General features: G+C 46.6%; 7 protein-coding genes, 2 pseudogenes and 1 CRISPR repeat array (1 of these 10 running past the window's edge). Of the genes and pseudogenes, 2 read left to right on the top strand and 7 right to left on the bottom strand.

Annotated elements, in window-relative coordinates:
• Window positions 1–109: 109 nt before the first annotated feature.
• Window positions 110–1,617, bottom strand: a pseudogene (gene glpK / locus OIT45_RS06650) (glycerol kinase GlpK).
• A gap of 131 nt (window positions 1,618–1,748) precedes the next feature.
• On the opposite strand from glpK, the gene OIT45_RS06645 reads away from it, so the two are divergent.
• Both OIT45_RS06645 and OIT45_RS06640 read left to right on the top strand, forming a co-directional pair.
• Window positions 1,749–2,963, top strand: coding sequence for an MFS transporter (locus OIT45_RS06645; protein WP_135798486.1), 1,215 nt, complete (start codon window positions 1,749–1,751; stop codon window positions 2,961–2,963).
• A 149-nt stretch (window positions 2,964–3,112) separates the two neighbouring features.
• Window positions 3,113–4,105, top strand: a complete 993-nt coding sequence (locus OIT45_RS06640; RefSeq protein WP_264329956.1) for an IS30 family transposase — start codon at window positions 3,113–3,115, stop codon at window positions 4,103–4,105.
• 149 nt (window positions 4,106–4,254) lie between these two features.
• Here the strand turns inward: OIT45_RS06640 and adhP are convergent.
• The 6 genes and pseudogenes from adhP to OIT45_RS06610 form a co-directional block, all read right to left on the bottom strand.
• Window positions 4,255–5,300, bottom strand: a pseudogene (gene adhP / locus OIT45_RS06635) (alcohol dehydrogenase AdhP).
• Between the two features lie 154 nt (window positions 5,301–5,454).
• Window positions 5,455–9,240 carry a helicase-exonuclease AddAB subunit AddA gene (gene addA, locus OIT45_RS06630; protein ID WP_199403877.1) on the bottom strand — a complete coding sequence of 1,262 codons (3,786 nt, stop codon included), beginning with the start codon at window positions 9,238–9,240 and terminating at the stop codon, window positions 5,455–5,457.
• A complete protein-coding gene (locus OIT45_RS06625; protein ID WP_264339942.1) occupies window positions 9,240–12,812 on the bottom strand; it encodes a PD-(D/E)XK nuclease family protein in 3,573 nt (1,190 codons plus the stop codon). The genes addA and OIT45_RS06625 overlap by 1 nt, the downstream gene beginning before the upstream one ends.
• A gap of 100 nt (window positions 12,813–12,912) precedes the next feature.
• Window positions 12,913–14,316: a dipeptidase PepV gene (gene pepV / locus OIT45_RS06620; RefSeq protein WP_199403879.1), complete on the bottom strand. Its 1,404-nt coding sequence runs from the start codon at window positions 14,314–14,316 to the stop codon at window positions 12,913–12,915.
• Between the two features lie 110 nt (window positions 14,317–14,426).
• Window positions 14,427–15,758, bottom strand: coding sequence for an APC family permease (locus OIT45_RS06615; RefSeq protein WP_003608794.1), 1,332 nt, complete (start codon window positions 15,756–15,758; stop codon window positions 14,427–14,429).
• Window positions 15,759–16,113: 355 nt separating this feature from the next.
• Window positions 16,114–16,296 (bottom strand): hypothetical protein, encoded by a 183-nt coding sequence (locus tag OIT45_RS06610; RefSeq protein WP_199403880.1) that lies wholly within the window; start codon window positions 16,294–16,296, stop codon window positions 16,114–16,116.
• Between the two features lie 36 nt (window positions 16,297–16,332).
• Window positions 16,333–16,571: direct repeats of the CRISPR family, unit length 36 nt; unit sequence GTTTGAGTAGCATTCTATTCAACACGGCACTAAAAC (it continues 127 nt past the right edge of the window).

Raw genomic sequence — 16,571 nt, 5'->3', positions numbered from 1 at the left:
AGTATCTCACACTCTTACTCAATAACCACATTATAAACTTTTTTACAGCGTTTTGCCACAAAAATGTAAAACGCTTACATTAAAAACTTATGACATACAATTTATATGCTTACGCCTCGGAAAAGTATCGTGTTGCGGCGATTGCATTATGCCATCCGTTCAAAAGTGCCTCACGACGTTCAACCGGTAAATCAACCCCGAAATGACGACCGTTCTGAATATATTGCGCGAGGTCCGACAAGTTTTGCCAGTACCCGACGGCTAATCCAGCCAAGAACGCCGCGCCAAGTGGGGTGGTATCCTCATCGATTGATCGCTCAATTTCAATGTTGGCAATGTCAGCTTGGAATTGCATCAAGTATGGATTACGTGATACCGTACCATCCGCCTTCATCTTTACAACATCGTACTTGGATTCGGCTTTCATAATCGTCAAAATATCAGCCGTTTGGTACGCAATTGATTGCAAAGTTGCCTTCACAAAATCCGCCTTATCAGTGCCACGCGTCATGCCAAACACCGCACCGCGAGCTTGTGGATCCCAGTACGGCGCACCCAATCCGTTAAACGCTGGCACGACATAAACCTCATCGTTGTTTTGCGACTGTTCAGCAAGTTGCCACGCATCCAACTGTGTTGCGATTAGACCCAAACGATCATGCAACCATTGTACTGCTGACCCAGCCGAGAAAATGGCACCTTCCAAAGCGTAGGTCGGTTCATCACCGACTTGGTAGGCAATGGTTGTCACCAGTTGATTTTGTGATTTTACAGGCTCTTTACCAGTATTCATCAACAAGAACGCCCCCGCACCATACGTGTTTTTGATAGTCCCAGGTTCAAGTGCAAGCTGGCCCACCAATGACGCGTTTTGGTCCCCAATGACGCTGGCAACCGGCACACGTCCCCCAAAGAATTGCATCGGATTCGTCGTCGCAATCACTTCGCTACTAGTGTGAACCGTTGGCAACATGCTTGCTGGAATATTAAACAGCTGCAATAGCTCTTCATCCCACGTCTGTGTGTGAATGTTATAAAGCATCGTTCGTGACGCATTGCTTGCATCCGTCGCATGTGTTTCGCCATCCGTCAATTGCCACAACAACCAGGTATCGACAGTTCCAAAAACAAGCTCCCCCGCTTCAGCTCGTTCTTGCGCTCCTTCAACGTGATCTAAAATCCAACAATCTTCGTAGCTGAAAAGTAGGCACTAATTGGCAACCCCGTTTTCTCACGAATCATCTCAGCGTGTCCAGCATTTGTTAGCGCATCGGCAATTGATTGTGATTGGGTCGATGACCAGCTAATCGCATTATAGATTGGTTGCCCAGTTTGGCGATCCCAAACAATCGTCGTTTCACGTTGGTTCGCAATCCCAATCGCCTTAACTTCATCACCACGAATTCCCGCGTTAATCAAGGCATCAGCAATGGCTGTTTGCGCCGTACGCCAAATATCCACCGGACGTTGTTCCAACCAGCCAGTATGTGGCACGATTGGTGTCATCTGCACTGCGGTTGATGTCACACGTCGTGCATTATGATTAAAAATAACCGCACGCGTCCCCGTTGTCCCCTGATCGATCGCTAAAATGTATTCAGGTCGTGTAATCGCCATAATGTTTCCCCAAGTTTTCGTTTAAAATAAATTCATCCTCTCTTAGTATATCAACTCGAGAGAATGTGCTACACTTTTTTGCATAAACTATACAATTTAGACATGATTTAATCATGTCGGATGGAGGATTTATGTCAGTGTCGTCAGCTGATGGCGAAGTGCTCAAACCGAAGCACGTTGAAATCAAAGCCCCAATTCTATATATAACAACCCTGTTCCAGTCAACTGGTGCATCGCTAATCTGGCCCATCGCCACGCTATACATGCACAACGTGTTGCACGAGACAATGACCATGGCCGGCCTAGTCGTCATGGGACTATCAATCATGATGATGATTGGTAGTTGGGTTGGTGGACATCTATTTGATAAATGGAGTCCTTTCAAATCAATCGCGAGTGCCGTCGCGCTTGCAACGGCGATGCTCGCCTTGCTAACCTTCTGGCACTCATGGCCGGTATTCGCCGTCTTTATGCTAATACTTGGTTTCGCCGACGGTATCATCTATACATTGTTAAACTCATACGCTGCCACAATTCAGTCATTAGATTCACGCCGCGTATTTAACATGCAATATCTATTTATGAACGTCGGTGTCGTGGTTGGAACCGCAATTGTCGGTTTCCTCTTCAACCACGGTGTACAATACGTCTTCGGTGGCGCAACCATTATGTACGCAATTTTCTTCGTACTAGTGCTACGTCACTTCAACGTGAAGGGCATGACCGCGCAAGCCTCAAAGGAAGCTGCTAAGGCTGCCAAGAGTAACTTCAAAACACCGGTTTTGATTTACGCCTTGCTTGGTTTGGCATTCTCGCTTTATATGGGATACATTTTGTGGGAGACCGTTGTGGCAACGCACATGACTGACCTCGGCATGACGACGCAAGATTATTCGTTCCTATGGACATTGAATGGTATCGTCATCATCGTTGGGCAAGGCTTGTTGGATCGCATCATTGAAAAGTTGCCATTCCGACTGACCGTTCTTGGTGGAACTGCCTTATTCGCGATTTCATTCATCTTCTTGATGGGGGCCAAGACATATCCAATGTTCATCTTCACCTTTATGATTTTGACCATCGGTGAAATGTTTGCGAGCCCCCAGATGCCAGCTTGGATTGACGATATCAGTGATCCAAATGCTAAGGGGCGTTCGCAAGGTATGATGACCATGGCGATTTCACTTGGCCGTGCCGTTGGACCGCTATACGGTGGTTTGATGATCGACGGCGGTTCATACAAGGCGTTATTCGGGTCAATGTTTGGTATCATGATGCTCTTCGTCATCTTTACCTTCATCCTCGACCGCGCTTTCCGCGCCCGCAAGCGTCGTTTAAATAATTAACCTTTGCAAGCACCTCAATTTCGGTTGAGGTGCTTTTTTACACTTGAATTTACAATTCAAGTGCAACACTAAGCTAAATAAAAACTGACTCATAATGAACCAGCGTAAAATGTAGTTTGTCTAGAACATACAGAACGCGAGGAAACATTATGAGTCATTATCATCAGCTTACCGCATTTGATCGCGGACGTATAGAAGTTTTACTCAGAGAAGGGTTGTCAATGCGTAGCATTGCAAAAGAAATTGGTAGAAGCGCTTCGACAATCTCTCGTGAGATTGCCCGCTGTGTTGGCTCAACTTATGAAGCTGAGGATGCCGATCAAAAGCACATGCTTGCTCGAACGAAGTCGCATAAACACCGAAAGTTAGATAACACTGAACTGCGAGAACTAGTTATATATGGAATCAATCAAAAACATTGGTCGCCTGAACAGATAGCTGGTCGACTAAAGATATCAAAAGGTCATACGATTATTAGCGCAAATACAATCTACCGAGCGATTTATAGAGATAACTTGGGCCAGCCGGTGAAAAGTCACAAAGCTCGGGGCATTGCTCGTGCGCTTCGGCATAGAGGAAAAACTCGACATACTAAAGGTCATGTCGAGCGTCGAGGTAAGATTAGAATTCCAAATACGATTGACGAGCGACCTGCAGAAGCAGGTTGTCGCTCTCGAATTGGAGATTGGGAACTGGACACTGTTATTGGCCGTAAAGGCGGTCAAGTATTGGTCACAATGGTTGATAGGAAGACCAGAATATTACTTTCAAAACGAGCGGCATCAAAGAAAACCGTCGATGTTATGAGAATCATAGGTTCAATGCTAGATTCCCTTCCAACTAGTCAGATACAGACTTTAACTCCAGACCGCGGAAATGAATTCAGTGCGCAAGATGAGATAACAAAGAAATTCGATGTCCAGTTTTACTTTCCTGATCCCCACGCTCCATGGCAACGTGGGACCAACGAAAATACAAATGGGCTAATCCGTGAGTACGTCCCTAAAGGGACTGCAATCGAAGATTATTCAGACGAATACATTGAACAAATGGTTGAGCAAATTAATAGCCGACCTCGAAAGCTTTTCGGCTGGAGATCGGCTAAAGAATATTATTTATCTCAAGTGTTCCGGTTGAATTGACAATTCACCCACAAAAAATAACCGCCACATAAATTTGTGACGGTTATTTTTAGCTCTGGCTTTTGTTAGCTTTTAGGAGCATCGTTGTTAATTTGATTCACAGCCAGAATGTCCCCTCTCACGTGGGACGTTATTCTGCTGTGACTATCTTACAAACTCTTGAAATCGAAGACCATACGTCCCGTGATTTGGTTGTTGTGCATTGCTTCGATAACATCGTTAATGTCACGTACATCTGCACGCGTCACGATTGGCTTAACCTTGCCTTCAGCACCGAATTGGAAGGCTTCCTTCAAGTCTTCACGCGTTCCAACCAATGAACCCTTCACTTCGATACCATCCAACACAGTCTTCACAACGTTCAATTGCATGTCACCCTTTGGCAAAGCAACAGCAACCAACTTACCCATCGGACGTAGTGAGGCGATTGATTGGTCAAAGGCTTGCGTGTTAACGGCCGTAACTTGGGCATTGTGCACACCACCAACCTTTTCTTGGATGATAGCTGGGACGTCTTCCGTCTTACGGTTGATCAACAACTCAGCACCCATCTTTTCAGCAGCGGCCAACTTATCTGGGTTTCCATCAACGGCAACAACGTGAGCGCCGAAGACGTTGTGGGCGTATTGAATGGCCAAGTTTCCAAGACCACCAGCACCAACAACTGAAACCCATTGACCAGGCTTCGTCTCACCAACCTTCAATGACTTGTACATCGTGACACCGGCACAAGTGATTGATGACGCTTCCATTGGGTCCAAACCTTCTGGCACCTTCACAGCATACTTAGCGTTTACGACAACTTGTTGGGCCATGGCACCGTCAACTGAGAAACCAGCGTTACGAACTTTGCGGCAGAACGTTTCGTTTCCAGTGTTGCAGTACTCACAGTTTCCACATGCATCGTAGAACCAAGCAATTGAAACACGGTCACCGAGCTTCAAGTAGTCTGAAGCCCCCTCACCAAGCTTCGTGACAATTCCAACTCCTTCGTGTCCGATTACACGGCGGAATGGACGGGGATTAATTCGTTTGGGTTACCAAAGTCACCCGCGGCAACGTGCAAATCCGTGTGGCAAAGACCACTGTATTCAACGTCAACCAAGGCTTCCCCAAATCCCAAAGCGCGTGGCTCCCAATCATCAATCAAGTCTACAAATCCGTCTAGGTTCTCACGTACGACAGCTGCTTTCATTTCAATAATCTCCTCAAAATCGCAAATTGTTACTTACTTCACAAGTTTTATTGTAAAATACTTCACAATGTTATGCAAGCGCTTTCTTAGATAAAAATACGAAACGGGACAACAAAAAACGCGTCCTCCCAAATGGTGGACGCGTTTCTAATTTTTAATCCAATGTAATAATCTTTTCGGCACTAAATGCGTAGATAAAACGACGTGGCATTGGCTTGCCCATCGCAACCAGTGCTTGCGCATAGATATTTAATTGACCAGAGTAACGACTCGTTAGCGTTTCCGCAGCGTCTTCTGGTGTGACGCGATCGGTCTTGTAATCAAATAACCAGACCTCGCCATCAACTTCAAAGTAACCGTCAATAATTCCGTGGACCAGTACCTTCTCATCCCCCTGGAAGCCCTTATACAAACGACTTGCATCCAATAGCAATGAGAATTGCACTTCACGCTCCAATGAATCAGCATGCATCACCATTTGCTTACCAAGTGGCATGTCCGCAAAGAAACGTTCAATCTTGGCTAACGAAATAAGCGGTGCGACACGTTCTTCGATTAATCCTTGCGCAGTCAAATCCGCGACCAAATCGCGTAGCGTCTCACGGGTTGGCGCACCATGTTGCAAATCAACACGTTGCAAAACCAAGTGAGTCGCTGTACCGATAGCAGCTGATGAAATGCGCGTTTCGGCTTCCTGCATAAACTCAGGTTCCGGCAATGTTTCGTCAGTCAAACGCAATCCACTCATATCAGCCACATCTAAACGGGCATCAACCAGACCACGGCCCGCTTGCAAATCAGGATCTTCAAACAAACGCTTGATTTCAGAAACCGATTGATAAGCTGTCGCACGCGTTGCTTCTTCAAAGCCATAATCAAAGTTAAGGACTCGGTGCCAATCAGTATTAGCGACCACGGGGGTATTCACCTCCGTCGCCACAGCAACTTGCGGTGTGGCAACCGCTTGATAAGCATCCAACGCTGAACGCAAATCGGCGCTATCCACAATTTCAAGGCCAAAATTAAATGGCTTCTTGGGTGCCTTGGCCCGGATTTCGCTGAAATCAACGACATCATCTTCATCGTAACGTTGCAACACATTTTGTAACGCCGGGGCTTGTGGGTGACGCATTAACGCCATCCCCATCAAGTCCATAAACGACTTTCCTGAGAGACGTACCCATTCCGGCAACATCCAATCTGACCCGTTTTCAGCTAACGACCACTTTGACCATAGTGCTTTCACGCTACTGTACGAACCCACCATAAAGAGATGTTGCTCGGCACGTGTTAAGGCCACGTATAGCACACGTAATTGCTCAGCAAAAGCCCCGCGGATACGGGCATCCTTCACGAATTCACGTTGTGGCGTTGGCAACTTCAAGTGGTGCTCCAAGTCCACGTAATCCATACCAGCCCCTGCTTGGGCGTCCAACAGGACATCTCCCATCGTTTCACGCTGGCTAATCATCTTACGCGTACTGTTCAACACAAAGACAATCGGGAATTCCAACCCCTTTGAACGGTGAATCGTCATCAATGAGACACTATCACTCGCCACGTTGGCATCAGCTTCTCCCAAGTCTTTGTCCTGGGTTTGCAACTGCGTCACGTAGTTAATGAACTGGTACAAGCCAACGAAACTACTCTTTTGGTACATCGCAGCACGTTCATATAGGGCATGTAAGTTTGCTTGACGTTGTGGCCCTGATGGCAAGCCACCAACATAATCCAACCACCCTGTTGTGTTGTAAATCTGCCATAGCAAATCAACGATTTGATTCTGAACGGCCAGCGTGCGGAATGTCTCCAAATCAGCTAAGAAACGTTGCACCGCAGCAATCGTTTCGTTAACCATTTCAACCGAGACCCCTTCGACTGAAATCGTGAGCGGGTTATTCGCCAACGCTTTCACAGCCGTAAAGAAATCATCGTCCATCGCTTGGGTGCGGATTAGCGCCAGCCCATTTTCATCAATACCATACAAAGGTGAACGAAGGACCGCTGCCAATGGAATATCTTGGTGCGGATTATCAATCACTTGTAGCAAACTCATCATGACTGAGATTTCAGTCGTTTGGAAATAGTTTTCCGCACCATTTACGACAATCGGAATATCCATCTCACGGAAGATGTCCAACACATCCAAGTTCTGATTCTTGGTTGGCACTAGAACCGTCATGTCACTATATCGGACCGGACGCTTCTCACCCGCTTTACGATCAAAGATTTCGAACTTCGTATCCATCAATTCTTTAATCTTCAATGCCATCATGCGAATTTGGCCCGTCGCTTTCGTGAAGCCGTACTCGTTCTTCACGTCCGGCTCATCTTCTTCAGCGTCGTCGGCATCATCTTGGTCCAAGTACACCATCATTTGGGCTTCCTTGGGCAAGTCAGCTGGGTAGTAATCCGCCCCGGCGACCAATTCGGCCTCGCCAGCATATTCCACATCACCCAGTTGTTCACTCATAATCTGCGCAAAGATGTAATTGATATAGTCAGTCACATTCGGCTGTGAACGGAAATTTTCCTGCAACGTAATCACAGTGTTGCCGTCAGTCTTGGGATACGTTGTCAGTTTGTGACCGAACAACGTTGGATCAGCTTGACGGAACTTATAGATTGATTGCTTAATGTCACCCACTTGGAAAGTGTTATCACCAGTCGCAATTTGTGACAAAATCGCTTCTTGCAGTTGGTTCGTATCTTGGTACTCGTCGACCATGACTTCGTTGTAACGCGCTTGGAGTTCTGCAGCTACCGCGGGTTGGCTCACGATTTGCAACGCAAAGTGTTCCAAGTCGTTAAAATCCAGTACCTTGCGACGAAGCTTCTCGTTCAGAAACGCCTCACGGAAGGCTTGCGTGAAATCAACCAATTGCGTAATCACCTCACCGGCCCCACCGATTGCGAGTTGCATCCCGGCAGCATCCAAAGCGAAGTAGTTTTCTTGTAGCTTCTCAAAACGCTCTTTGATTTGCTCACGTTGGGCATTAACCGGTTCCCAAGCGGCCTTTAGTTCTGGGTCATGCTTTGACGTAAAGTTCTTTCCCTTGCCGTCTTCACCTTTACCCCAGCCCATCAAAGTCACTGATGCAAACGCCTGACGTAAATCATCCCAACTAGTTGGCACATTTTGCAAGAGCATCATCAAGCGGCCGTATGCATCGGCATCACTTTGAATATTCAACAGGCGATTAACAGCCGGTGGTTCATCCATCGTATCCGGCGCTTGATTAACTAACTGTGTGATTTGGTCATTAATCGCCAACATCTCACTTTGCAACGTTGGTAAAAGTTGCGTCTTAAAGAAATGAGATGACGCAAAATCATCTCCGATCTCATAATCATCGGCCAAACTTTCCAACCAGGACGTTGTATCTGGTCGTGCCATCGCAAAGTTAAACAAGGTAAAGACTGATTCTTGCAGTGTGCGGTCGTCAGTTGACCCTGATGCGAATTGGGCCGCAAACTTCGCAAACGTTTGATCTGGGTCCTCGGCATAACGTTGCTCAAGCAAATCGCCATACACTTCCATCATCAACAACGTCCGCTCGGCGTCATCAGACAAACGGAATTGTGGATCTAAATCAATTGTGTAGTGGTACTGCTCAATCAAACGCAACGCAAACGCGTGCAGCGTTGAAATGTTGGCAACATTCAATAGACGTAGTTGCTTCAACAAGTGCTGACGTTGTTCACCTTCAGACTCGGCTAATGCACCACGAATCGCGCCTTCAAGACGCTCCTTCATTTCAGCCGCAGCTGCTTCAGTAAACGTTACAATCAAAAACGTATTCACGTTCTCGCCTGCCAGCAAGCGTCGAATCACACGTTCAACCAGGACACGCGTTTTTCCTGAACCAGCGGAAGCAGATACCAAGATATTTTGGCCAGTTGTCGTAATGGCCGCTTCTTGTGACGTTGTAAAATTCATTAGTCTGCCTCCTCTTCTTCATCTTCGTCGCCCTTAATCAGATTTTGCATCGCCTTTAAGGCATCGTCTGCCTTGAGCTTTTTAATATTACGGTATTCATTACCCATCATGGCATCAAACATCATGACTGGCTTGTAAGCCGTGTACATCATTCCGGTCTTATTTGGCCCATCACGGAATGGCAATAGTGGGAATTGTCCGGCCAAAATGTTTGTCGCAATTTGGCGGATTTTTGCTTCGTTAAATTGAAGCAACGTATTCAAGTTGTCTTCTGTCACAACATCCGCCGTCTTGGCAAAGCCACCACTCTTCAAACGCTTCAAGGCAAATGGTGTCTTCACACCCTCAACACCTTCAAGTCGTTCAATATAAGCTTCATTGTCACGCAAGACACCACGGTAAGCACCTTGGCTTGCGGCTGCTTTATCAGCTTCTTCCTGCAATTCAGCCAATGACGCCCCTGAAATATCAGTGGCCTTAATCCATGGATTTTGAAGTGACCAGAACACTGCCCCTCCCATTTCACTAGTTGGTAGCACATCTGCATTAGTCAGCATTGCCGTCCAGTACGTCATCAACTGCAATTCCAACCCAGCATAAGCTTGCGTGTAGTCAAAGACACGCTTACCAGACTTGTAATCGACAATCGTCAAGAAATTACCCGCTGGTGTTTCCACCAGGTCATAACGGTCCACTTTTCCTCGGACCGTCACGCGACCAATAGGCAACTCGTATTGCACCGGCTTCAACTTACTCTGTGGCAACCCGAACCCAGCTTCAACGCCAAGGGTGTGCACCCCACCGTCAATTAATTGACCGCGCTTCATGTTTTGAACTGTATCGTGCACTTGTTCCGCCAAACGTTGCGTCAAGAATTGCATACGGGCTGAACTCGTGAAGATATCAAATGTGGCATCCCCGCTTTGAAGCAAACCATGCAGAATATTTTGCTCCAACAGGCGCAATTCTAAATCCGTGAATTCACTCAATGTCTTGTTCTCACGAATCAATTCAGTGAACAAACGCTCCAGAATCGTGTGCATCAACGTTCCCTTTTCAGCCGGCGTTAGTTGTAACACCTGACGCTCTTGCAAACGCAAACCATATTGCAAGAAGAACTCAAACGGATTCTTCGCATAGTTCTCAAGACGTGAAATTGAGGCTTTCAGGTCATTACCGAATAGTTGGCTCATCAACGGTGCCATGATTTGACTTGGCCGGTTTTCATACGTCAAACCACCCATCACACGGGCGGCCTGCGCCGGTGCCAGTTGCTTAATTTGGGCCTGCAAACCTTGCCAAGCACCACTCAGTTCAGCCGACTGACGGTCTTGCTTTTGGTTCTCCGCTTGACGGTTCACAACCACCAAGTGTGCGAGCGTACTTGCAACCGTTCCAACGTATTCATGGACATCCATCGCATGTGGATCAGGCAATGCCTTAAACTCATGCACTGGTTGATGGAATTGACGCACCAAACGGGTCACGTACGTCGACGCTTGTTGACTGCCTTCCCCATCACTGGTTGCATACAACCAAATCATGCGGGTCGCCGCCGTCATCATCGCACTGTACATCAACAATGATTCTTGGGCCATTTGTTGCTCAGATGTTTCACGCAAGAAGACATGTTCAGGTAACTTATCTTGCAATAATTCACGATCACCATCATGTAGCAACGCCTTTGTACGGGTTGTTGCCGGCAAATTAACACTAGTTGCCCCAAACACAATCACCGTGTGATACCCCTGACGTTGCACGATTCCACTTTCAGACACGCGTACTTGGTCCATCGTCGCTGGAATACCGGTGTACTTAGCACTTTCAAACGCTGCCTGAAGCAATTCTTGCAGCGTTTCAACCGTCATTTCAGCATGATCAAACACTGCCACGAAGTCATCCAGCACCCCAATAAACGTGCGCCAAACTTGTTCCGGCTGTTGGGCAGCCCACAAATCACCTGCTTCAATTGCAGCATCACGCCAGGCAATCAAACGTTGTTGAATGCCAATTTGTGTCAAAAAGCCATATAACTCACGCGCCATCTCACGAGCATCTTTGGCTTCCGCAAGGCGTGACAAAAACGGCGCCACCACCTGACTAATTTGATTATGAATTAACGCCAATTGGGCATCCTTAGCCGCTACGTGTTCACGGACCACTTCATCATCTGAGTCGGCCACATTGCGGTCAAACTGCCATGGCGTGTCATCCGTCCAACGCCACCCTGGCAAATTCTTAGCCAACGCATAGTTTTCCGTTTTCGCCAATGCCTCACGATAGTCAGCCAAAGTGACATCTTCAGGCAACAGCAATTCCGTCTTCAACAACCCCATTACATCTGAAATTGTGTAGGCCGGTGCCAAACGGAACAACTTGTCCAAAAAGGCCACAAGTGGGTGGGCTCCCATTGGTCGATCCAAGTCCATAAAGACTGGAATTTCATAACGAGCGAATACCGCTGGCAAGATATTCTCATATTGCCCCAAGTCACGCGTCATCAACATGAAATCACGATAACGACGCTTGCCACTGGCCACTTCTTGGCGAATCATACGGGCCATTTGTTCGATTTCTTGATAACGCGTCGTGGCTTGCCACACATCAAAATCAGGCAATGGTGCCGCCTGCGTTTGTTGTTGAATACCATGTTGTTCGTAATCAATCCAGAATGACTCAATCGCAGCAATCGTATCGCTAATTGGCCGTTGTGCCGTCACGGTATTCGCCGTCACTGTGACATCATGAGCCACTGCGAAATCACGCAATTGGCGTGCTAAACGCTTTGGCCGGTAAAACAAATCATTTTCTGACAACGTCACATCCGAGACACTCGCTGCACCGTCGTCAGCTGGCAGCGCAATCGTCACACCACCTGCGCGTTCAATCAACGCCTCAACAACTCCACGTTCCGGTGTCGTCATTTGTGAATACCCATTAATAAAGTAGTAATGGTGTGATGTATCGGTCTTTTCCGTCGCCAAATAAACGCGTAAGGCGGTCAACAATTCACTGTTCAAGTATTGCCCACGATTGGCCAACTCTTGATCCAACGCTTCACCAATCAAGGCCAGGTCCTGCAACTTCATTTGCAACGTGCCTTGCCCTGATAAGTTATCCGCCATTTCGCGCACTTCTGACCAAGTTAAGCCAGCTTGTTTCAACTCAAGAATTTGACTCGCAAATTGACTAATAAATCCTTGCTTGGTCAACAAACTGCCGTACAATACCAACTCATCTTGATGTTCACGTAGCAAGGCTTGCACCAACATTGTCATACCAGTCGCTGACAAATTGGCTTGGCGATAAATCGGATCATCTTGCATGTAGTACCAAGCTAAACGGCTCAATGAAAAGACTTGCACGTTTGGCACAGCCACTGCGGCTCCGTGACGATTTTCCAACTCAGCCAATCGACTCAGCACTTGGATTTCTGTTTCAAACTTAATGTGGTTTGGTACCACATAAAAAATCTCAGCTTGCTCATCAGCCACCAAGACCTTCTGCACACGCTCCAATAGCGCTAATTCATGGTCGGCACTTGCGCGACCAAACAACAATTCTAAAGCCATGTGCGCCCCCTTTTTCGTAACGTGTTATATCTTCTAATTTTACCAGTTATAACCGAAAAAAGACCCCAGGCTTTTTGCCTAGAGTCTGTCTAATTTCTAGCTATTGCGCCAACTTCAACAACGCTTCCGCAAAAATTGCCATTGAGCGTGTTAAGTTAGCGACTGGTGTTGATTCATTTGCTTGGTGACTTGTGACCGGCACGTCCGGGAACTGCCCCCCAAAGGCCACACCACGCTTCAACAAGCGGGCATACGACCCACCATTTGAGGTACGCGGATTCATAAACATCCCTGTCTGCTTCGCATAAACCATTGATAGGATACCAACCAGTTCATCCGTTTCCGGCACCAAATGCGGCTCCATCCCACCAGGCCACACTTCGACCGTCGCCTTGAAGTCACCGAGGTGTCGTTGGACTTGTGTCATCACTGCTTGCACGTTGACCCCTTGTGGATAACGGAAGTTCAGCAAAATCGTTCCCTGTCCATTCAAACTAAAACGCATGACACCCACGTTCAACGTTAGGTCGCCCATCGTTTCATCATGATAGCGAAGGCCTAGATTATCTGCCCCAATATCGTCATGGACCGTTTCACCAACAAACTGCAAGAAAGTCTTAGCATCATCCGTAAACGCATAGCGATTTAGGAAATGGGCCAAATATGTGCCGGCATTCTCACCATCTTGTGGATAGGCACCGTGGGCCTGAACCCCGTTCAACAAGAGACGTAATTCTTGTCCCTTGATTTCAGTCTTACCACTTAAGAATGGGTATTGCGCTAGATACTGTTCAAAATCATGCACCATGCCGTCTGGATCAGGAACAACCACACGCGCACGTGCATCACCCGGCACAACATTCGGACGCGTTCCAGCAATGAAACGACGCAAAATATAATCACCAGTCGACACACTTGGGAAGCGGAGTTGCACCGTTTGGAAAGCCTTCTCACCATTCACAACCGGGAATGCCCCGTCTGGTGAGAAGCCCATCGTTGGCTCGCCTTCCTGTTCGAAATAACGTGGCAAATCACGCCAACCGTTCTCTTCATCAGTCCCAATAATCAACCGAATCTTGCGGGTTAATTTAATCTCGTGGTCAGCCAAATACTTCATGGCGTAATACGCACTCATCAAGTCAGCCTTCATGTCCGCGGCCCCGCGACCAAAGTATAACCCATCCAAAATTTCTGGCTTAAATGGGTCACGTAACCACCCGTCGCCAGCCGGCACAATATCAATGTGCGTTAGAATTGCCACGGTCTCATCAGCGTCGGCTGGACCATATTCAATCCAGGTCACCATGTTATCGACACGACCGTAACGGAAACCGTCACGCGCAGCCAATTCTTCCATCTTCGCTAACGCACGCACCATATCGTTTCCGAATGGTGTTAACTCGGTTTGCGTATTTGGATCTAAAATCGATGGTATTTTAACAATCTGATTCAGGTCTTGAATCAAATCGGCCTCATAAGGCTTTGTTCGGTCAGCCCATTCCATGACGGCCCTCTTTTCTCATTTGTTTTTAATACTTTGATTTTAACGATATCTGTTAACCCTGTAAAGTAAAAAAGCTACCAGGCAACTGCCTGATAGCTTTGCAAAATTCATTAAGAACGCTTCTTGTTGTAGTAGTAGAATACTGGCAATCCAATCAAAACCAATACGATTGAAATGGCAGCACCTGTAAAGTCGTTGATAACCGTTGAACCGATAACGAACAACGCCCCGAAAATCGCAACCAATGGTGTAATTGGGAACAATGGTGTCTTGAACAACGTGTCCATCTCTTCCAACTTACCTTGCTTAACTTGGCGACGCAACATGAAGACACCAAAGAACGCAGCCGTGTAGAAAATCCAGATTGTGAAGATGGCAATGTCTGACAAACGATCAACACCTGACGTGTAGAAGATTGCCAATACCAACGTCATAATCGTTACCGTCGCAATGGCGTTCGTTGGCTCTTGCGTCTTGCGCGTCAACTTTGACAAGTACTTAGGAAACAAGCCGTCCAATGACATTGCGTACGCCATACGTGGGAATGACAACATCTTACCGTTCAACGTTCCCAACATTGAAATGATGATTGCCAAACTCAAGGCACGTCCACCGAAGTCACCGAACGCAGCCTTAGCAACCGCGAATGTGGCGTTGTTTTGCAATGCCACAACCTTTTCAGCAGGCAAAGCGTGGTAAACACCAAATGTTACACCAACATAGGCAATGACGATTAAAATCAAACCACCCACGATTGAACGTGGCACGTCACGACGGGGGTTCTTCAACTCACCGGCGATGTTTGACAACAAAATCCAACCATCATAAGCAAACAACGTTGCCAAGATAGCCATTCCGAAGCCACCACCTGATTGAGAGACTTGGTGAACCGTTTGTCCCAACGCATCAACCTTACCGAAGAACAAACCGTAAATAATCAACACAGCGATTGGAATCAACTTAATTGATGTTGTAATCACTTGGAAGCTAGCTGCCACACGGTTTTCCAACATGTTCAATCCAGCGATGAACAATAGGAAGACAACTGAAATCCAAGTTGCAGCTGACGTTGGCAAGCCCAAGAAGTTAGCCGTCAAGAAAGCCGCGTAACCAGCAATTGAGGCAATAACGGCTGGCGCATAGATGACAACTTGCATCCATCCCGTCAAGAATCCAGCAGCTGGACCGTACAACTCTTCAATGTAGCTGTACAACCCACCAGTCTTTGGCAAGCGTGCCCCAATTTCAGCAATCGTCAAACCTGCGGCCAACGTGATAACACCACCGGCAACCCATGCCAATAGTCCAAGCGTTGATGACCCTGCCGTTTGCAAAACTCCAGCTTGCTTAAAGAAGATTCCAGAACCGATAACCGTTCCAATAACGAGTGATAACCCTGACCAAATTCCCATTGATCGTTTTAATTCAACTTTGTTTTCCATGACCTACTCCTAGAATATTCCGTTCTTGCATAAAAAAACAGCCACCCAATCCTAGTGATTGGGTGACTGCTAATCGTTCTCACAGTTCAAGCGTTACACGAAAACGCCCAATCACTTTTTGTGTTGAGTTGAAACGATCATTATTATTATTGTTGTTAACAAAACTGAACATAATCATTTCTCCTTCCAAAAAGTGTACGTTTTTCATAACGATTAAAATCTTATCATATTCTAAGAATTCTGACAATGAAGAGTTTAATTTGAATCTTGTTTATTGATGAATCTGTTTAGTTCTTGATTTTGGTTTGGATGCGATTTACGTAGAAGTAAATACAAAATGTTACCCGATTGATATTTAGTAATCAACGAACTTAATTCGCCCGTCTGGCATCTTAATTCCTTCAGTAGATTCTTTAAAAGCATTCATATATTGCTCAAATTCTTTCTTGGCCCAATCAGGCGCATCAGAATCGATTTCATTCTTCCCGGTGACTGAGTTTTTCTTCCAAAATTCGTATCCTTTAGGTTGTACTAACATTGTCTCCCCCAACTGATCGTCGTTTGAGCTACCTCAATTTGAGTGGCATTCTATTCAACACGGCACTAAAACCCTAGAACGGCAAATCATCATCGCTGATGTGTTTGAGTAGCATTCTATTCAACACGGCACTAAAACTCAAGCGAAGTCACACGTGATTCCAACGCCGTTTGAGTAGCATTCTATTCAACACGGCACTAAAACAGCGGACCGTGCTATCTGATGCTAGACGCTGTTTGAGTAGCATTCTATTCAACACGGCACTAAAACGAGAA

The organism is Weissella sp. LMG 11983 (genome assembly GCF_025908495.1).
Lineage (GTDB): Bacteria > Bacillota > Bacilli > Lactobacillales > Lactobacillaceae > Weissella > Weissella fermenti.
This window is presented reverse-complemented; position numbering and strand designations above follow the sequence as displayed.